16 protein-coding genes are annotated in these 19,006 nt (G+C 45.8%); 9 read left to right on the top strand and 7 right to left on the bottom strand.

Annotated elements, in window-relative coordinates; genetic code table 11:
- Positions 1-102: 102 nt before the first annotated feature.
- The gene (locus tag MKY42_RS31900; RefSeq protein WP_339847568.1) at positions 103-2,391 is read right to left on the bottom strand and encodes a 5'-nucleotidase C-terminal domain-containing protein; all 2,289 of its coding nucleotides are present in this window, start codon (positions 2,389-2,391) and stop codon (positions 103-105) included.
- Positions 2,392-2,715: 324 nt separating this feature from the next.
- Positions 2,716-3,906, bottom strand: a complete 1,191-nt coding sequence (locus MKY42_RS31895; RefSeq protein WP_090902877.1) for an MFS transporter — start codon at positions 3,904-3,906, stop codon at positions 2,716-2,718.
- A 313-nt stretch (positions 3,907-4,219) separates the two neighbouring features.
- On the opposite strand from MKY42_RS31895, the gene MKY42_RS31890 reads away from it, so the two are divergent.
- The gene (locus MKY42_RS31890; RefSeq protein WP_110000456.1) at positions 4,220-5,188 is read left to right on the top strand and encodes an endo-1,4-beta-xylanase; all 969 of its coding nucleotides are present in this window, start codon (positions 4,220-4,222) and stop codon (positions 5,186-5,188) included.
- 108 nt (positions 5,189-5,296) lie between these two features.
- On the opposite strand, the gene MKY42_RS31885 is transcribed toward MKY42_RS31890, so the two are convergent.
- Complete coding sequence (locus MKY42_RS31885; RefSeq protein WP_339847563.1) at positions 5,297-6,634, bottom strand: glycoside hydrolase family 30 protein; 1,338 nt, start codon at positions 6,632-6,634, stop codon at positions 5,297-5,299.
- 120 nt (positions 6,635-6,754) lie between these two features.
- Here MKY42_RS31885 and MKY42_RS31880 point away from each other — a divergent pair, with 120 nt between their 5' ends.
- Positions 6,755-7,669: an AraC family transcriptional regulator gene (locus tag MKY42_RS31880; RefSeq protein WP_339847561.1), complete on the top strand. Its 915-nt coding sequence runs from the start codon at positions 6,755-6,757 to the stop codon at positions 7,667-7,669.
- 193 nt (positions 7,670-7,862) lie between these two features.
- Here the strand turns inward: MKY42_RS31880 and MKY42_RS31875 are convergent, their stop codons facing one another.
- Positions 7,863-9,374 carry a leucine-rich repeat domain-containing protein gene (locus tag MKY42_RS31875; RefSeq protein ID WP_339847559.1) on the bottom strand — a complete coding sequence of 504 codons (1,512 nt, stop codon included), beginning with the start codon at positions 9,372-9,374 and terminating at the stop codon, positions 7,863-7,865.
- Between the two features lie 352 nt (positions 9,375-9,726).
- On the opposite strand from MKY42_RS31875, the gene MKY42_RS31870 reads away from it, so the two are divergent.
- From MKY42_RS31870 to MKY42_RS31840, 7 genes are all read left to right on the top strand, one after another.
- A complete protein-coding gene (locus tag MKY42_RS31870; protein ID WP_339853191.1) occupies positions 9,727-10,617 on the top strand; it encodes a YegS/Rv2252/BmrU family lipid kinase in 891 nt (296 codons plus the stop codon).
- Between the two features lie 176 nt (positions 10,618-10,793).
- Positions 10,794-11,711, top strand: coding sequence for an aldo/keto reductase family oxidoreductase (locus MKY42_RS31865; RefSeq protein WP_090902889.1), 918 nt, complete (start codon positions 10,794-10,796; stop codon positions 11,709-11,711).
- 275 nt (positions 11,712-11,986) lie between these two features.
- Positions 11,987-13,369 (top strand): transcriptional regulator, encoded by a 1,383-nt coding sequence (locus MKY42_RS31860; RefSeq protein WP_090902891.1) that lies wholly within the window; start codon positions 11,987-11,989, stop codon positions 13,367-13,369.
- A 242-nt stretch (positions 13,370-13,611) separates the two neighbouring features.
- Positions 13,612-13,782 carry an aspartyl-phosphate phosphatase Spo0E family protein gene (locus MKY42_RS31855; protein WP_090902893.1) on the top strand — a complete coding sequence of 57 codons (171 nt, stop codon included), beginning with the start codon at positions 13,612-13,614 and terminating at the stop codon, positions 13,780-13,782.
- Positions 13,783-13,880: 98 nt separating this feature from the next.
- Complete coding sequence (locus MKY42_RS31850) at positions 13,881-14,261, top strand: GntR family transcriptional regulator (protein ID WP_064642001.1); 381 nt, start codon at positions 13,881-13,883, stop codon at positions 14,259-14,261.
- Positions 14,258-15,133 carry an ABC transporter ATP-binding protein gene (locus MKY42_RS31845; RefSeq protein WP_179262404.1) on the top strand — a complete coding sequence of 292 codons (876 nt, stop codon included), beginning with the start codon at positions 14,258-14,260 and terminating at the stop codon, positions 15,131-15,133. The genes MKY42_RS31850 and MKY42_RS31845 overlap by 4 nt, the downstream gene beginning before the upstream one ends.
- Positions 15,130-15,828, top strand: a complete 699-nt coding sequence (locus MKY42_RS31840) for a hypothetical protein (RefSeq protein ID WP_090902897.1) — start codon at positions 15,130-15,132, stop codon at positions 15,826-15,828. Before MKY42_RS31845 ends, MKY42_RS31840 begins: the two co-directional genes overlap by 4 nt.
- Before the next feature lie 55 nt (positions 15,829-15,883).
- Here MKY42_RS31840 and MKY42_RS31835 read toward each other — a convergent pair whose 3' ends face one another.
- The 3 genes from MKY42_RS31835 to MKY42_RS31825 all read right to left on the bottom strand — a co-directional run bounded on the left by MKY42_RS31835 (position 15,884) and on the right by MKY42_RS31825 (position 18,501).
- Entirely contained in the window at positions 15,884-16,399 is a 516-nt protein-coding gene (locus MKY42_RS31835) for a hypothetical protein (protein WP_090902899.1), read from the bottom strand.
- 205 nt (positions 16,400-16,604) lie between these two features.
- Complete coding sequence (locus MKY42_RS31830; RefSeq protein WP_090902901.1) at positions 16,605-17,378, bottom strand: isocitrate lyase/phosphoenolpyruvate mutase family protein; 774 nt, start codon at positions 17,376-17,378, stop codon at positions 16,605-16,607.
- A 76-nt stretch (positions 17,379-17,454) separates the two neighbouring features.
- Positions 17,455-18,501 carry a trifunctional transcriptional activator/DNA repair protein Ada/methylated-DNA--[protein]-cysteine S-methyltransferase gene (locus MKY42_RS31825; RefSeq protein ID WP_090902902.1) on the bottom strand — a complete coding sequence of 349 codons (1,047 nt, stop codon included), beginning with the start codon at positions 18,499-18,501 and terminating at the stop codon, positions 17,455-17,457.
- Between the last annotated feature and the right edge of the window lie 505 nt (positions 18,502-19,006).

Raw genomic sequence — 19,006 nt, 5'->3', positions numbered from 1 at the left:
TAACGTTTGGCTCTAAAATAAAAAAAAGACCTCTTCCACATGCACTGTGGAGGAGGTCTTTCTTATGAATAGATTAATTACTTAGAGTCGTCAACTGGCAATCTATTTCAGCATACTTACATATTTTCCGTAGACATAAGCTGCGCGTCCATCTAGTTTCACTTTGACCCAGCCATACTTATCTGTACTGATTACTTCAAGGACGGTGCCTTTCGGTACGGCAGTAACTACTTTGGCTTTGGATGAAGCGCTGGAGCGAACATTTAGGTAGGCCGCAGTAACCTTGGCTTGTTTACCTTTAACGACTGTAGCTGGTTTATCTGTACTTGGTGATGTCGATGGTTTGCCGGGTTTCGATGTGTCAGGTATTGGTTTCGGTACCGTTGGTGTCGTCGGCTTCTCAGGTGAAGTCTCTTCCTCACCACTGCCAGTGGACGCCTTGCGAGCTTTATTCAGCTCTTGATAGAACTCACCTTTGGTTTTCACGCCAGAGAATTTCGCGACACTTACGTTCGCTTTGGCGGCAAGTGCAGTCATTTCTTCTTCAGTCACCGTATCCAAAATGTTAATGGAAGCAATATTGGTATACTTGCCATCTTCCGTTGTCGGAACAGACAGGATACCATCATTAATCAGCTCTACGATATCTGCACGTGCAGGTGCTGTCAGATCGACACCGGTGATTTTCCAGTTGTACTGGATTTTCGGTTCATAAACGCCTTTCATCACGTCTTTGAGATAAGCAATGGACAGATTACGGATCGTACCTTGAATCTCGCCAAATGCCGAAGCATCCTTGGAGGACCACAACTGCTTGAACTTACGTCCTTCCAGCGCTCCACCTTTGGCAATCAGGGCTTCCATCCGGTAGGCATTCATGCCGAGCTTGAGTGTATCGTCTTCTTTAACCACTTTGCCATTGCTGTATTTGAGGTTCGTAATCCGACTGCCGTAAGGCTTGGTCAGGTCAATCTCATACGTCACTCCGCCGAAGAAATCGTCGGTGCTGTATTTGGAGGCACGTCGTTTCGGATCAAAACTGATCGTCACATCGCCAGGGCGTGTGGAGTTAAAATAACCCGCAGACCATTCCATGTAATCCTTCAGATCACGTCCGGTCACTTCATATACCGTTACTTCACCAAAGGTATATTGGTAGTTGAACGCAATATCCTTTTTCTTGATCGGTCCGACATCCAGCTTGGCCTTATCGTTATCGATCTGGTGCGCGACTACGTCGGCATCGCTATAATGCAGCATGACTTCAGTGAAGAAGTCAGAGAGTGGTGTCTCCTGGATCTGCACAGCAGGAATGCCTTTGATCTCATCTGCTGGTACCAGGTTGGTTCCTTTTAGTTCGGCTACTTCAATGTTGGCATCTGCACGAGCGAACTCGTGAAATGGATGCAGTGTATCTTCCAGTCCGGGATCGGACACTTCATAAGAGCCATCAGCTGCTTTTACAGCGAGTGCTTGAGCTTCCTTGCTTTTCAGTACAACCTTGTCGCCTTCTTTGGCAAACGTGAGGTCAATCCGTGAAATGTGTGAACCATATTTGTTCGGCTCGGAGATCAATACGCCGTTAACCGTTTGAGATTCAATCAGCGTATGCATGTGTCCGGCAAAAATAGCAGCCAGCTCCGGGTTGGCATTGGCGATATCCGTAACCCCGGTGCCCGGGTTCCCGTTCTCGTTATCCAGTCCCATATGCATAAGTCCAACCATGACGTCCACTTTGCCTTTCAGCTCAGCGATGGCCTTCTTGGTCTCTTCCACCGGGTCTTTGACAATGATGCCGTCCAGGTGGTCTGTACCTTTCTCGAACTCGGTAATCATAGGTGTGTTCATTCCGATGACACCAACCTTGATACCGTCTTTCTCAATAATCGTATAAGCAGGCATGTAGCGGTCGCCGTTTTCTTTGAAAATATTACCTACCAAGGGTTGTCCCTTGAACTGTGAGGAAATCTTCTCTAATACGTCCAATCCAAAGTTAAATTCATGATTTCCCATAACCCAAGCGTCATATTTCATTTCGTTCATTGCGACCATCATGGGAGATTGAGGTTGATCGTTGAACAGTTCAGCCGAGTTGTCCTGAATCATGTCGCCTGCATCCAGCAGAATCGTATTCGGATTCTCTGCACGTACTTTTTTCACGATGGTGTAGAGCTGTGTCATGCTGCCTGTCGGATTCGGACCGTCCAGAGCGTAGTCCCACGGCATAAATCGGCCATGAATGTCCGATGTCCCCAGCAACGTAATCTTGGTTTCCTTGTCTGCTTCAGCAGCCTGAGCCGGAGTGGAGGCAAAAGGTGCGAAGAGGATGGAGGCACATAAGAGGAAGGATAAGGGCCATCCGGCATAACGTTTCGGCGAAAATTTGCGCATGTTGTAATCTCCCTTGTTATCTAGTGTTATGTAAAGATATGTGTCATTGGAGTTAATACTAGATAAACATTTGGTAAATGTAAACCACAAAATGACAAATAAAAGAGACCGCTTTGGATCATTCCATAGGAATTGACTGGAAAATGATCAGAGTGGTCTCTGTACGTATTTTTATATGTTAAGCTTCTTCCTCAACAACATCCAAATCATAATTAATTGTATATGAAGCTTGGCAATTCAGTATGAGAATGTTACTGATGAAGGAGGGATTTTCTCGTTATGGAAGAGAGAGCACTTTGCTCCAGAATAACGGGGCCCTTACTCTTAAACCGTCTCTATTGAACTACGACTACGAGAGGTGAAGAATTTTATTTTGACAACGATGGTTACCCAAGCAAGCAGACCAAAGATTATTCCGCTCCAGATGACCTGATGAATTCCAAGTTGGGCAATGAACCACCCGCCAATGGAGGTGCCGAGAGTAATCCCCAGATTAGAGAAAGAGACAAAGAGACTATTTCCGAATTCAGGTGCTTCCTGAGACTCCGTCGTAAGCCAAGTTTGGCTGACAATCAGACCGCCAGAGTGAATTGCACCCCAGACGAACACCATGATAATCATCGGAATGAAATAGGAGCCTGCATAGAAAACGAGTATATAAGCCGCCATGTATAGTATCGGAAAGAGGAGAACGGTCCTCGGAATATTCCGATGCAGAAGCTGTCCGAATACCAAATTTCCGGCGATCATAATAACACCAAAGGCCAAGAGCATCACACTAATCCATGAACCGCCCATACGTGTGACTTGCCCAAGATATTCGGCGAAATAACTGTATACGGAGAACATTGCTGCAAAAATAAAAATGACAGTAGCAATATTTAGCCACAGCGCAGGTTTACGCAGAATGCCAATCTGTTTCCCATAAGACATCTTCTCTTGCACAGGCATCGAGGGCAGCCAAACCCATATCCCGACGAAAGCAATGATACTGACAACCGCTCCGAACCAAAACGCAGCCTCCAGCGAGAAGTTTTCCGCAAGGTAGGAAGTTAGGGGTACGCCAAATGCAAAGCCGGCAGTGACCCCGGTAAACACTTTAGCAACCGCCTGACTGCTCTTTTCCGGCGGGACCAGTTTGGCACCCGTGACGAGAGCAACAGAGAAGAAGACCGGATGGAAAATGGCCGGGATAATCCGAAAGATCAACATCATGTCGAATCGGGTTGTGTAGGCGTAGACTACATTCGAAATGGCGAACAATAGCACAGCAGTTAACAAAATGGTTTTACGATTGATACCAGATACAAGCAAAGTCAGGAAAGGGCCAGACACGGCAACGACTAAAGCGAAAATACTTACCAGCCATCCAGCTTGTGCAGCGGTGATATTGAATTTCTGGGTGATCAGAGGAAGCACGCCAATAATACCGATTTCTGTAGTGATGATGGCGAATACACCTAGTGCCAGAATGAGAGTGAGTAATGGATTAACCTGTTGTGATGTTGATTTCATATAAAGTGTTGACCTCCAAATTTATTTACATATATAGAAAAGTAGATATAACGAACTAAAGAAACCTCCTTACCTGTATAAAAATATATGGCCGATATAATAAGTTCTCAGGATTATATTATATCTATATTTATAGATTTGTAAATATAATAGGTTTAACTTAGTGGTTAAGCCATCATGTTAGTGCCCAACATCTATACTTTTTGAGGGACAAGCTATACTTTCTACATGGATAATTACAAATTTATCCAGTAGAATGAAATTGCAAGCGCTTACTTCGCATTGCGTACTATACATTTAAAGGAGGAAGATCATGTTTAAGTCCAAGTCCAAATGGTTCAAAACGGTGAGTTCGCTCGCTTTAGTGGGTGTACTTGCTGCATCAGTAGCCGTTGGTAGTGTGAGTGCCGGTCTTGCAAAAGGCAGCAAATTTCTAGGGAATATCATCGCAAGCAGTGTACCTTCCAATTTCAATCCCTACTGGAATCAGGTGACTCCCGAGAATTCAACCAAATGGGATGCGGTTGAGGGTACACGCAACGTCATGAACTGGTCTCAGGCAGACATGGCATACAATCATGCCGTCAATAATGGATTTCCTTTCAAGTTCCATACTTTGGTGTGGGGAAATCAGCAGCCTGGATGGATAAATAGTCTTTCGGCTGCTGATCAGAAAGCTGAAGTCACACAGTGGATTCAGGCGGCAGGCCAACGTTACCCCAAAGCAGCATTCGTTGATGTGGTCAATGAACCGCTGCATGCCAAGCCTTCATACCGCAATGCGATCGGTGGAGATGGAGCAACCGGCTGGGACTGGGTCATCTGGTCTTTCCAACAAGCGAGACAAGCCTTTCCAAACGCCAAATTGCTGATCAACGAATACGGCATCATCGGTGATCCGGCTAAAGCGGATCAATATATACAGATTATCAATATCCTGAAAAGCAGAGGTCTTGTCGATGGCATTGGTATTCAGGCCCATTACTTTAACATGGATAACGTTTCCGTAAGCACAATGAACACGGTATTGAACAAGCTGGCTGCGACCGGTCTGCCGATTTATGTATCCGAACTGGACATGACGGGCGATGACAATACCCAATTACAACGTTATCAACAGAAATTTCCTGTACTATGGCAGCATTCCGCTGTTAAAGGTGTAACACTGTGGGGCTATAACCAGAATCAAACCTGGGTATCCGGTTCTCACTTGGTGAACAGCAACGGTACAGAGCGTCCAGCGCTCCAATGGTTGAGAAACTACCTTGCGAACAATCCGTAAGCTGTTATAATCACGCTCATCTGTTATCACTTGTATCCAAAAAATAGCGCTCTGTTCCGCAGATCAAGCAGCGGAGCAGAGCGCTATTTCTTACTCATCATGTCCTGTCTACGATTGAGAAATGACCATACTGTTGAAGGAATCAGCCTCCAGCTCGAACCGGAGTGTCTGCCCTTCATATGCCAAATGCAGGTCACGGCTGTCCTTGAACGGATTGTTGATGACAATGACGAGGCTATTGTCCGGGTTGCGGAAAGCCACGGCTTTGCCGCTCCAGGCTCCAGACAGTCCTACTCTTCGCGCACCAGGCACGACATCATGAGCAAAATGCTTCATCACATAATACTCGGGATTCCGAATGATTCCTTTGGCATCCGGGTCTACCGTAATCATGGAGTTTTGCTCCCACCCCCATGTGCTGCGGCCTTTCGGCTCCAGAACCATATTCCAGTAAATGTACGCATTCACTCCATTGCTGAAATAGTGCTGGTACAGGTTAAATACATACTTGGCGTAGTTCCACGAGTTGTTGCCGTCACCGCACTCATTCTCGGTCTGCATGTAACGAAGCTCCGGGTAGCTCGCGGCTGTACGTTGGATGGCATTTTTGCCTGCCCACTGATAACCAACTCCCTTGATATAGGCGTACGCTTTGGGATCACTAAGCACCAGTCCGGCATATTCGTCAAAATCATTTGTTTTCTTCTTGATCAATTCTTCCCATGGATCAGGTGCGTTGATCGTTCCCAGCCAGATTTCCGTATCCAGACCATGCTGGTCAAAAGCAGGGCCCAGGTAGTCGGCGATAAACTCGCGCAGCTGCTCCCCGGTCCACATGCAGGAAGGGAATTTCTGATCCGCGATGACTTCGTTCTGTACATGGACCTGATGGATGGTAATGCCAGCGTCCTGGTAAGCTTGTACGAATTTGACGAAATACAGCGCATAAGCTTCCAGGATCTCCTTCTCCCAGCGCAGCGTTCCATAGTTATAGGCTTTTGGTGACTTCATCCAGGTAGGCGGGCTCCACGGGGAGGCGAAGAATTGCAGATTCGGATTATAGGTCAGGGCCTCTTTGATGTATGGAATCAGATATTTAAAATCACGTTCGATCGAAAAATGTTCCATGGCCACATCGCCGTCCACCTCATTGTGACTGTACCATTGCTCTGCATAATCACTCGCGCCAATAGGCAGGCGACAGATGTTGAATTTATGTTCACCTTCCGGGTGGAAGAGGGAATGAAATACGTCATGACGCTGCTCCTCATTCAAGTGGGACAGGGCAATATAACCAAGCTCGTTAAAGCAACCGCCAAATCCTTCGACAAGCTGATGCTGTTCACCTGTGAGCTTTAAGTTAGCGTTTTCATTGGTAGAGGTATAAGAGATCGCTTTCCACGCATGATCTGGTGTAGTGGAATAACCGTGTATTGTCAGGGACATTGGGATTTCCTCCTCGCTTGAATCTCAGGTATGATGTACAGTCAGTATATCAAGTCTCATTGCAAAAGAAGATACGCTGAACCGCGTAAAATTTGCCCTAATCCAAGGTGGTGAGAATCCATGATTATTCCTGAACCATACCGTTCTTATCTATCTCCGGAGAGCCGATGGCTGCCCGCAACGGACTGGAACGTCAAGCTGTTTGGTGCTCATATGCAGAAGGTGAAGCAGGGCTGGCAAGTACCGCTGGAATCGCATTTGGCCTTTGAATTGATACTGATTCTGGAAGGATCGCAGACGACGATATTGGAGAACATCCGTTATGAGCTCCAAGCAGGAGATATATTGCTTATCCCGCCTGGATGCAAACATACCAATGAATGCAATCAGGAGCAGGGGCTGACCTACTTTATTGCCCATTTCAATGTAGATGAGGTTCTGTTTCGCCAGGAGATGAGTAGACATGTGCAGATGTTGTTTCCATGTGGCGGCGAGGAGAATCAGCGATTAACGGAAGTCATGATGAAATGGGTGGATCTGCTTCAGCACAAAGAAGAGTATACAACATCAGATCTGTTCCGTATGCAGGCTGGTTTGCTGGAGATTTTGGCGATATTGGCAGAGCAAAGTTCCTCCCGTTCCCAAGAAGCCGTATCGCCTACTGTGGCGCACTATGCAACACTGATTGCCGAGGCAATCAAAAGCCGTTTCAATGCCGGGAATATCCAGCGGGAAGGGCTGGGGGATAAGGAGATTCGGATTGAAGAGATTGCGGCCTCGCTTCAAATCAGCCCTGGATATGCACTGGAGACATTTCAGAAAGTATACGGCATCTCTCCGCGCAGATATTTGTCTGAACTGAAGCTCCACGAGGCCAAGCAGCTGATACACCAGCCTGATCTTAACCTCACTCGGGTAGCCACCATGCTTGGATATTCCAGTCTTGCGCATTTCAGTCGGCAGTTCAGGCGATGGACTGGCATGAGTCCCAGTGAATACAGACAGACCCTGGGCAGCATCCGTTTTTTCGATTAAACAATCGCTATTACGCCAATCCCATTCCTGCCAGCTCGTATCCAGTTTATGCTCATCAAAAATCCCCGCTGATGTTCAGACGGGGACTTCGCTGTGCATGAAACAGTCTTCATAATGGCATATGAATTGAATTGGAATTGTGCATTAAGAAAAGTTGAGATAAGTGCCTGATGCTCGATTATGAATGGCTTAATTAAGATTGTACATTCTCGGCCTGCGCTTTGATTTCGAAGATCAGAATTGTTTTGCTGCTTCCGATATACGCAACCGTCGTATTGAATTGCTCCGAAATAAAACGTACCGGGACAAACGCCTTTCCATCCTTCATCAACAGGGGGGCATCGTTTATCGCAAGCGTATCGTCTACAAGCACCTGTTTGTTGCCCACAGTCCACCGAACCACAGTACCATTCTGCTCAATCTGAACCTCCTGTGTATCCGGATTCCAGTTCACGCTGGCATTCAATTGCTCGGAGACAAACCGGAGCGGTACATAGGTCCGTCCTTCATCGATAAAAGGTGCAGCCTCCAGTGCGTAAGCACGATCCCCGACATAGGCCGTGGTAGAGCCTTCAACAAGCCGCTGAAAGTTGCCCTGTGGAGTACGTTTCTGCTCCCGTACATTCATCTGGTTTAGCAGGCGCATCGTGTCACTGCCGCTCGCAACATCCAGATAATTATTTTGCACGGTGAGTCCAGCAGGTTCCGGTTCAGAGACCGAGGTCAGCGTACCGGAGGATGAGGAAGTGGAAGCCGAGATATCCGTTATGGTATTCGTATTCGCAGAGCTGTTTCTTGTAAAAGTAAAACCGGCAATCGGTGTCAGATCCCATACCCGGTTATTGGACAGTTTCAGTACTTCCAGCTTGGACAGCTGATGTAACGGCTCCAGATCATAGATCTGATTGGACTCCGCATTCAGTTCTTTCAACCCAACCAGGTCTTCCAAGGGTGCCAGATGCTCAACCTGATTCCCCGAGAAGTCCAGTGTCCGCAGGCGTGTCATATGCTCCAAGGGCATCAGATCCGAGATCTCGTTACCTGCCACATTCAGCTTCTGAAGTGTATTCGGCAGATCAGCCAGTACATCCAGTGTATGAATGTGGTTGTTGGCCACATTGAGCTGTTTCAGATTTCTTTTATCCGCGAGTGGTGTCAGGTCGGTTATCGCATTGTTCGAGATTTCGAGCCATTGAAGATGATCTGCATCCGACAGTGCGGAGAGACTGGTAATCTGGTTACCGCTGGCGTGAAACGTATGTAGTCGGTTAAATCCACGTAAAACTTCTATGGAAGAAATGGAATTATTGCTGATATACAGCCGTCCCAGGTCTTTCAAATCAGCCAGTGCATCAATCGATGTAATGTAATTATTGCGAACGTCAACCTCGCGAAGCTGAGTCAGATGCGCCAGCGGTGTTAGGTCATCAATCTCATTGCCATATAACCGGAGGTGAGTCAGATTCGTGGCGTATTCCAGACCGGACAGGCTTTGAATGCCTGCATTGCTCAGATCCACCACCTTCAACTGCTCCAGATCGGAGGAGGTCAGAGGGGAATCTACCGGTTTGTTCAGGATCAGCTTCAGTCCATTCTCCAGTGCAGGATCTTTGATGATTCCTTCGCCCAAGTCTGCCGTAGTATAGGCCATCGCTTGCCCAGCCGCCCCGAGACTCAGGATGAAGACTAGAAATAGTAGAGTCATTCTTCTCATTGCATGAATTCCCTCCGATTCCGATTTTGAGGATAGGTAAGTGTACCGTTCTTATGTACTTTGTGAGTACCAATTTATGTCGATAAAATATTATAGTTTCGATATGGATAGATAGAATAGAAAAACACATCTATAGTTATTAACCCATCATCAGGCAAAAGGAACAAGAAATTCATGACAGGCAGAACATCTACTTCTATTCTATATGATACAAACCCCATACTGCACTCTTCCAGCCATCTTTTTCAAAAAAATTTGTACAACTCCCCCAGATGCTATTCAACTCCATGGCAGAAAGGGTATAGATGAAGTAAGAATGCCATTTGGAGGAGAAGATGCAGGTATGCGCCAAGCCATGATCATTAGTAATCCATCGTCGGGTAAAGAAGAGGCTCAGCAATATGTGTCCCAGGTACAAGAAATTCTTGAATCACAGCAGTATGAAGTGATGGTTAATGAGACGGCCGGTGAGGGAGATGCGACCAACTACTGTCTAAGTGCCTGTAAAGATGGCTGTGATCTCGTCATTTCCATCGGAGGGGATGGGACGCTGCATGAGACGATCAACGGCATGATGGATCAGGAACATCGTCCCAGACTGGGTGTGGTACCGCTGGGTACGGTGAATGATTTTGCGCGTGCGCTGAATATCTCGCTTGATCCGGAGGAAGCCATTCGGCAGTTGGGTTCGGAGCAGATCCATAAGGTGGATCTTGGTAAAATCAATGATCGTCTGTTTGCCAACGTGGTGGCAGCCGGTTCATTGGCTGAGGCGTTGTTCTCGGTATCCTCGGAAGAGAAGTCGAAGCTGGGTTCATTCGCTTATTTGAAAGAAGGATTGAAAGATCTAATGAATACACCGGCCAAGCCACTCACGATTGAGTATGACGGGCAGTTCTGGGAAGGGGAGTCTCCACTTTTTCTCGCGGCACTGACCAATTCGGTTGGAGGTTTTGAGAAATTGTCCCCGGAAGCAGCGGTGGATGATGGGTTAATTCATTGTTTTGTGATCCGCAGCATGAATGTCTTTAATACGGTAACACTCGGAACGTCCCTGTTGTTTGGCAATCTGATGAACCATAAGGATGTTGATTATTTTACGGCAAAAGAAGTTCACGTCCGTTCTACAGAAGCCATTCACACAAATGTGGATGGAGAAGAAGGGCCTTCTCTGCCCATTCAAATCAGTGTATTGCCTCGGCATATTGATGTGATAGTTCCGGAAGAAGTATAGGTGGAAGTGAACGATGCAGAAAAAAACCTCCATTATTCCATATAAGAATTCTAAAATTCCATTGAAACCGATTGCAGTTCTGTGTCACAATCATAGACGGAAGACAAGTATATACTAGTTGGCAGTGATCATAAGAATGAATGCACGATACTATTCGAATATGGAGGGAAATCATCTTGAGAACAATTAAACTTGGCAGCAGCGCACTCGAAATACCGGTTGTAGCCGTTGGCTGCATGCGAATTAATTCATTAAGCAGCAAAGAAGCTGAACATTTTGTTCATTCCGCCATGGAAGCAGGCGCGAACTTCTTCGATCATGCTGATATTTATGGAAACGGAGCGTGTGAGGAGATCTTTGCAGAGGCTGTGCAGATGAATCCCCAGGTTCGTGAAAATATGATTCTTCAGTCCAAATGCGGTATCCGCAAAGGCATGTTTGATTTCTCGAAAGAGCACATCTTGAATTCGGTGGATGGCATTCTGCAACGCTTGAAAACCGATTACCTGGACGTTCTGTTGCTGCATCGCCCGGATACATTGGTTGAGCCAGAAGAAGTGGCTGAAGCCTTTGACCAACTGGAACGTGAAGGCAAAGTGCGTCACTTCGGGGTATCCAACCAGAATCCGAACCAGATCGAACTGTTGAAAAAATACGTTAAACAGCCACTGGTAGCCAACCAGCTGCAGTTGAGTATTACCAATACCACGATGATTGACAGTGGAATCAACGTAAATATGGAGAACGATGCCGCGGTCAACCGTGATGGCGGAATTCTTGATTATTGTCGCCTGCACGATATCACGATTCAACCATGGTCCCCGTTCCAATACGGGTTCTTCGAAGGCGTATTCCTGGGTAGCGACAAGTTCCCGGAACTGAATGCGAAGATCGATGAAATTGCTGCAAAATATGAAGTGAGCAACACGACCATCGCAATTGCTTGGTTGCTGCGTCACCCGGCGCAAATGCAGCCCGTGACAGGTACGATGAATATCCAGCGTTTGCAGGATTGCATCAAAGCTGGTGATGTTCACCTTACACGCCAAGAGTGGTACGAAATTTATCGTGCAGCTGGCAATGTGTTGCCTTAAACTAATATCATTACATAGCAGGATGATCTGCTGTATTGCATGTAAAACACGAGCGTATATGCCGCTCGTGTTTTTATTTTATCCTTTATTTGATGCTTATTCGTTCCCGGTATAAAATAAGGATAGGGCCTTTATTTTAACAAAAGGATTTTTTTGTAATTAATACAAATTAGTTGAATTTATCTTATTGACCCTTGCTTAATTATTACATATAATTACTTTTGCATACCGTTAATCCTGTTTATGGTTTTTTTATTTTGGAGGGTGGTGTTAGTTTGGAGCCGACAACCACGATACGCGATCATTTAGAGAGTTATCTGAAGCGTGAGCAGATGTCCATTAGTCTTTTTTCGGAAACGTCAGGAATTAACTCGGGTACACTGAGCAATATTTTGAACAAGAATCGTCCGATTGCGATGCAGCAGCTGGATCGAATCACTTCAGCTATGAGACTTGAAGAAGGTTACTTCTATGAATTGTACATAGATGAGTGTTTTGTCCATGCTGCTCCTGACTGGCGAAGACTGGGTCCATTCCTTCATCGTTGTGCTGAGTTGAATAAATTGAACTGTATTGAAGAGGTTATTCGGTTAATGATGGATAATCTGTCTTATATTCCTTTGTTATTTGATCTGGCTGAAGAATTCTACCATGCAGGTAAATTCGAACCAGCCGTTCTACTATATGAAACGATAGCCGAAAGTGAGAAAATGCAACACTCTGAACGGCTTGCACTATGTCAGTATCGACTGTTCCGGTTGGGGCTGAGCAATGATCAGCAACGAAATCTAATCATTGCGGCCCAATTCGAATACTATGTGGATCGGCTGGATGAACGCTATCAACTGGATGCGCTTAATGAACTGATCAATGCCTTTGGTGCCTTGCACAGATGGAATAAAGTTCAGGAGCTGTCCGAGAAGCTAAGGGTGAAAGCAACCATCCATTATGAGCTCAATGGGAGAAGGAAACAGGAAGAAACCAAAAGACCGATTGTGTTTTACATTCTGTATTCTTATTTGGCTTCAGGTAGTGCGTGCTATCAACTTAAAGACTATCCAGGCGCGCTTAAATATGTTTCTTTATACACGGACAACAGTTGGGTGAAGAACCCTAATCAAGACGAAATGGTAGTTATGAATCAGTTTCAGGAATGGGCTGAGGGCAACCGTTATATATATCAATTAATGAGCGGACAGTTTGATGTGTTGCCTGAATATTTGAATTACATCTCAACAAAAGAAAATGAAATTTTCCCGGCGCTTTGTGATATTGTGACTGCTGCCAATCGCTATGATAAAAATATTGATGATGTGCTCGAACAGTATGAATCATACTTTACGTACCAGGAACAGAGCAACCGAATTGGAAAGGTCAGCAGACAGGTTACAGATGATCGATATCTACGTCTTTTAGCAGATCTCGCTGCGTATTATCTAAAGAAAGACGAGTATTTCACAGGAATACAATTTGTTCTGGATAGTTTGCGATTCTCTATTGAAATTAGCAGTGGACGAGGTATGCTTAGAGGTGTCGGACTGTTTGAGCAATATAGGGAGTTTGCAACTGAGACGGCGAAACAGCAATACAAATTGATCATTAGTGAGGTGCAGAAACTCAATGAAGAGAAAGTTGGCTTTGCTGATAGCTACATGTAGTATTATTATTTACATTGTAGCTCCTGCTACGGAACCTGTCTCAGGCAAGGAAGTTCCAGACCCCGGAATTATGAGAACTGCTGACCACGGATTCGGAACTTAAAAAATTGGTAAGGGACGCTTCTGAATATTCATTCAGAGGCGTCTTTTTTTTTCGTCTGGTGGAAAAATAAGTATGTCGTACCCCTTGCGGCCTATCGATTGGCATAATAAACTAAAATATGACAAAAAGGAGGGGTACTATGGATTGCCTGGAGTTAATGTCACAGATCGAAGAAGCCAGACAACAGCTTCACCGCTTGCAGTCGGAATACGGCAGTCTGCTTCATCCTGAAGTCATCCAGCAATCTGTAGTTCTGGACGGTCTTATTAATCAATACAATCGAGTCAAAATGAAAAAGTTGATTAATTAGTGGCTCGCCTATTTACATATGGGTTTCCGTGTACTATAGTTAGTTACATAAGTAACTAACCGACTAACTAATTAACGATGGACGAAAGTTGGAATCGCATGAAATCGAATTTGGATGAATCTCAGCCCATTTTTCATCAGATATCCATGATGATCATGGATGACATTGTAGACGGCAGATTGAAGGTGGAGGAACAGGTCCCTTCAACCAATGAACTCTCTCGCTTTTACAATATTAATCCAGCCACGGCACGCAAAGGGCTTCAAACGCTCGTGGACAAAGGTATCATTTACAAACAGCGAGGTGTTGGAATGTTTGTTGCGAAGGGAGCCAGGGAAGCGTTGCTTGTTGAGCGAAAACAGCATTTCTACGAGGAATATATTAAGCCTTTACTTGAAGAGGCCAGACGGATTCACATGAATGAGGACATGATTATTGATTTGATCCGCGGCAAGAAGGATAAGGAGAGTGAGTTATGATTCAGATCGAGCAGGTGACCTACAGCTATCAACAGACACCGGTGCTAAAAAACGTGACGTTACATGAGAGTGAGCCGATTATTAGTGCATTGTGGGGCAGAAATGGTGCAGGCAAAACAACCCTGATGAGTCTGCTCGCAGGCCATAACCGGCCTGATGCTGGAACCATCCAAGTGATGGGGCAGGACCCGTACAACAATTTGGCTGCGCAGGAGAATCTGTGTTATATCCAGGAGAACCATCCCCTGGGCAGAAATTGGACGATCAATGACATGGTTCGATTCGGTCAATACTTCCATCCTCAGTGGAATCAGGATCTTGCTGAGCAACTAATCGACATGTTCGAATTACCAGTGAAGAAGAAGATCACCAAATTCTCAAAAGGCATGAAGACCGCAGCTCAGATGATATTGGGTCTTGCCAGTAACGCAAGAGTAACGATTCTGGATGAGCCCACCAATGGACTTGATGCTGAGAAACGTAAATATTTCTACAATACTTTACTGGAGACTTATGAAGAGAACCCGCGTCTAATTCTAATATCAAGCCATCATATTGAGGAGATTCAGCCTTTATGTGAGTCCCTCATCGTTCTGCAAGCCGGCGAAGTGTTGTTTAATCAGCCGATGGAAGAGATGCGCGAAAAAGGAGTTCTTCTAACAGGGAGAATTGAAGATGTCAATCGAGTCACCGCAGACGTGAAGGTCATAGAATCTTCCCAGATGGGATCTACCTTGAAAGTGATGATTGATGAGCCATACTCGAAAACGTGGAAGGACATCGCACATACGCAGGGGCTTTCCATTGAGAAGGCAACATTACAGGATTATTTGGTCAACAGGACGCGTAATCAGGAGGGGATTAAGCGATGAACTCGGTGAATGGTACGAATCGGCTGATTCTGGATGATATGCGCTGGTATTTAATGATTTTCTCGTCAATTACACTCATGCTTACAGTTGTCTATCTGGCCATTGGATTCATCTTTGATGTGACGTATACTACTCAACTATTTGGTCCAATGTACGGAGGAATCTGTGCTTTTGCGGTCGCGGGCATCATCACCTTGTTTCCAGTTGCCATAGGTATGGGTAGTACACGAATACAGTTTATGAAATCCTTTTATATCATTTCGATATGGATGGTCGTAGGAACCATTACGATACTGAATGTCATCTATTTCATTATGCATCTTCTCCATGAATATGGGACGCTTGGGGTAACCTTTTATCAACCAGGCATGCTGTACTCAAGTCAATATCAATTTTTCTCTTATCTGTGGATCGATCTGATGATTGGCTTTCTGGTGCTGGGGTTATCCATCTTCTCAACTGTTTGTTGGATTAGATTGGGGATGCGCAATTTTTTCGTCCTGTTCTTTGGGGTTAGCTTAATCGTCACGCTGGTAATTGTTCTATCAGATCTGAGCACGTGGGTCCAGTGGTTTACGAATGTCAATTTTATCGCATTGTTCACCGCACTGGGAGTCATTGGAGGTGCTTTGCTTCTGAGCACGTACCCGATGATGAAGAATGCGCCGCTTACAATGAAAGGCAGAAAAGACTGATCAGATCAGAAAAACACGAGTGCGTACATACACGCCTCGTGTTTTTTTGTATGAGTTAAGCTTGAGCTTGGGGTTTGAATCCTTCTTCTTTGAGATATTCGCCCGCTTCGCTACGAGATTCGAAAGCCATATCCAGATTAAGACCAGAATACACATACCACATGTCATCTTCATATTTCAAAGTAAGTGTATGTCCATCCTCATCGATCCATGTTCCGCCGCCAGTAGAGGTTGTAGCTAATGTAGGAGCAGTTTTTGCTGGTTCTGGTTCTTTTGATTCTACTGCGTTGGGATTGGTTGACATCGCTTTGATTGTCTCATCTAACAGCGTACGTAGATCTGCTTCGGAGTAATCACGAATATTGACGAATCCTCTATCATCGGTCTCATAGTTGGGCAGCAGCCCTGCATAGATATAACCGTTACCGTTAGGATGAATATGGAGAGCAACAATCTTTTTCTCGTACGCACTTTCTTCGTAGTGGAAATTAACACGGCCGAGAGAAACATCTTTGCGTTGCAGTTGGGGATACGATTGGAGCAATTCAAGCTTTTGTTCAACGTTAAGCATATTTTCCTCCTGTTAGTGTTGGGTAGTGGTGATTATAACATACATAGGTGAAAAGATAAGCATCAAAAAACAGGCGCAGTCTAGCACCTGTTTGAGGATTCACATCCACATCATAGATGATGCTTATAATAGTGCTTTTATTGAAATCGTGAGAAAGTACGCCTCCCTCTGGTGAAAAATGAGAAGCGCGCCTCGTGTTAATTTCTTAATTTCCACATAGAATACTTTGCCCCAGTGCTTTCAGGTGTTTTATTGCTTGCAGATAAGGATAAGGCCCATAACTTACGCGTGCTACACCCAGCACGGCAAGTTGTTTCGGTGAAGGCTCAGGGGATGTAACCATCACGTTGACCGGAAGCGACGAATGCTCACACAATTGCTGAATCAGTTGTCGATCCTGTAAGCCTGGAACGAACAGACCACTGGCGCCTGCTTCTGCATAAGCCTTGGAACGAATAAGTGCTTCTTCCAGGAGAACATGATTGTGTCGTTCAGGAGCATTTTGCAAAAAGATATCTGTGCGGGCGTTAATGAACAGCGGAATGCCTGCCTGCTCCGCAGCTTCCCTGGCAGCCGACAGTCTCAGACTTTGCTCATCCACAGCGTACAGTCCCGCGCCAGTGGGAAGCTGATCCTCGATATTGATTCCTACCGCACCGTGATGGATTACTTGGCTCACATTTCCCCTCACTTCTGACGCAAACCTGCCATACCCTCCCTCAATATCGATCGTTACGGGCAAATCCACACTCGCTGTAATCCTGGCCAGGTTGTCCAGTACCAGCTGGAATGGCATCGCTTCGCCATCTTGTTCACCGTGGGCAGCAGCTACAGACCAACTGCCAGTAGCGATTGCTGTTGCTCCAGCAGATTGGATGGCGAGTGCACTCCCGGCATCCCATACATTGACCAGCACCAATGGATTACCTTTCACATGGGATTGGTGGAATAACGCCGCCTTTTCTTGTAGGGTACTCATAAGATTTATCTCCTCCGTTACATAGCTGTAATCCTCTTCATACCACTTGCCGTTCTTCTCTTATCTCTTGAGTTATTCAGGTATCCTGCTTCTCGTGAGTCAAAAGCCAGTTTTTGCGTGTCAGGCCTCCTCCGTATCCACCCAGTTCACCGCTGGCATTGATCACACGGTGACATGGAATAACAATGGCCAGTTGATTGGCTCCGTTGGCCTGTGCTACCGCTCGACAAGCTGTGGGTTTACCCAATGCATTCGCGATATCCTGATATGATCTTGTCTCCCCCGGTGGGATCGCAATCAATTGCTCCCATACACTCTTCTGGAATGGTGTTCCTAACCAGAACAACGGGGTGTGGAATACAGTTAGCGTGCCTTCAAAATACTGCGCAAGTTCCCGTTCGATTGAACGAATCGGTTCGTTTACTCCAGGTACAATGGCTGACTTCGTCCGTTTGCGCAATCGTTCCACCTCACGCTCCAGTCCTCTGCGATCTACGAATTCGAGCAGATATAATGCTTTCTCATCGGCTACAGCCATCATGGGTCCAAGGCGTGTGTCGATCCAGGAGGCCTTCAAGACATGTTCTTCATCTACTTGTGTAGGTGCTGCGCCCATGATTCGCGAGAAGGCATCCCGGAACCCGCTGCCGGACTCGTAACCGGTGGACAGCTGGGCATCAATGACCGTGCGACCGGAGCGAATATTTTTCAGAGCCAGTCCCATACGGCGGGCACGGGCATACTCCACAAAGGTCATGCCAAATCGCTTCTTAAACTGACGTCTGGCCGTGGATTCGTCGATGGATAATGCCTTGAAATCCTGGCCTTTCCAGCGTTTCTCCGGATGGTTCTCCACGGCTTCCACCAATACGCGGACCACATCAGATACCTGATTGGGATGAGATAACGGGCGGCAGCGCTGGCAAGGGCGATACGAAGCAAGCAGTGCCTGCTGCGCCGTCTCATAGAATTCGCAATTTTCGAATTTTGGCTTTCGGGCGGGGCATGTAGGCCGGCAGAATACACCCGTGGTCTTGACCCCGACATAGAATAGACCTTCGTATTCCGAATCCTTGGCAACCAGAGCCTGATAGTATTGTTCTTTCAGTTCAGCAGAAATCATTGGGCGCACGTCCTTATATCAGTAGAGTTTATCCTTGTTAATATTATAAAAAAACGATGCACAGGGCATCGCCGAAAATCAGGCATGAATATTTTTATTTCTTCAATACTTCCTTATTATTCGCTCGTCCAGTCCAGTTTACCAGAAAGATCCCCAGGAATATGCGCATAGCCCACCCATATAGACGTAATTCCGAATAACTTCGCCAAAAAGCAGCCAGCCGGATAAGACACCGATTGCCCCACCTGCGGCACAACAACTTTTTAAAGGATAATGTTCACTATTTGACAGGGCGAAAAAAATATCTGATCTAAGCGATGCCATTAATGCCTTGTCCGAACTTTTAGTACAAGCACAGCAACACCACGATCAGGAGGCAACATTACATGTCCTAGAATCTTTTATACCAAAGATTAAAGCCTCCTTGCGACAAGTCCCCGCTGATTATCGAGATGATTTAAGACAGGAACTCTATGTCAAAATGATTGAGGTGATACAGACTTTC

Source organism: Paenibacillus sp. FSL W7-1088 (assembly GCF_037969855.1).
GTDB lineage: Bacteria > Bacillota > Bacilli > Paenibacillales > Paenibacillaceae > Paenibacillus.
The sequence above is the reverse complement of the archived record's forward strand: the minus strand, read 5'-3'. Positions and strand labels throughout refer to the sequence as shown.

Excerpts from the sequence above, each read along its gene's own strand:
- MKY42_RS31900 (WP_339847568.1), bottom strand. The coding sequence starts at position 2,391 with ATGCGCAAATTTTCGCCGAAACGTTATGCCGGATGGCCCTTATCCTTC.
- MKY42_RS31895 (WP_090902877.1), bottom strand. The coding sequence starts at position 3,906 with ATGAAATCAACATCACAACAGGTTAATCCATTACTCACTCTCATTCTG.
- MKY42_RS31890 (WP_110000456.1), top strand. The coding sequence starts at position 4,220 with ATGTTTAAGTCCAAGTCCAAATGGTTCAAAACGGTGAGTTCGCTCGCT.
- MKY42_RS31885 (WP_339847563.1), bottom strand. The coding sequence starts at position 6,634 with ATGTCCCTGACAATACACGGTTATTCCACTACACCAGATCATGCGTGG.
- MKY42_RS31880 (WP_339847561.1), top strand. The coding sequence starts at position 6,755 with ATGATTATTCCTGAACCATACCGTTCTTATCTATCTCCGGAGAGCCGA.
- MKY42_RS31875 (WP_339847559.1), bottom strand. The coding sequence starts at position 9,374 with ATGACTCTACTATTTCTAGTCTTCATCCTGAGTCTCGGGGCGGCTGGG.
- MKY42_RS31870 (WP_339853191.1), top strand. The coding sequence starts at position 9,727 with ATGCGCCAAGCCATGATCATTAGTAATCCATCGTCGGGTAAAGAAGAG.
- MKY42_RS31855 (WP_090902893.1), top strand. The coding sequence starts at position 13,612 with ATGGATTGCCTGGAGTTAATGTCACAGATCGAAGAAGCCAGACAACAG.
- MKY42_RS31850 (WP_064642001.1), top strand. The coding sequence starts at position 13,881 with ATGAAATCGAATTTGGATGAATCTCAGCCCATTTTTCATCAGATATCC.
- MKY42_RS31845 (WP_179262404.1), top strand. The coding sequence starts at position 14,258 with ATGATTCAGATCGAGCAGGTGACCTACAGCTATCAACAGACACCGGTG.
- MKY42_RS31840 (WP_090902897.1), top strand. The coding sequence starts at position 15,130 with ATGAACTCGGTGAATGGTACGAATCGGCTGATTCTGGATGATATGCGC.
- MKY42_RS31835 (WP_090902899.1), bottom strand. The coding sequence starts at position 16,399 with ATGCTTAACGTTGAACAAAAGCTTGAATTGCTCCAATCGTATCCCCAA.
- MKY42_RS31830 (WP_090902901.1), bottom strand. The coding sequence starts at position 17,378 with ATGAGTACCCTACAAGAAAAGGCGGCGTTATTCCACCAATCCCATGTG.
- MKY42_RS31825 (WP_090902902.1), bottom strand. The coding sequence starts at position 18,501 with ATGATTTCTGCTGAACTGAAAGAACAATACTATCAGGCTCTGGTTGCC.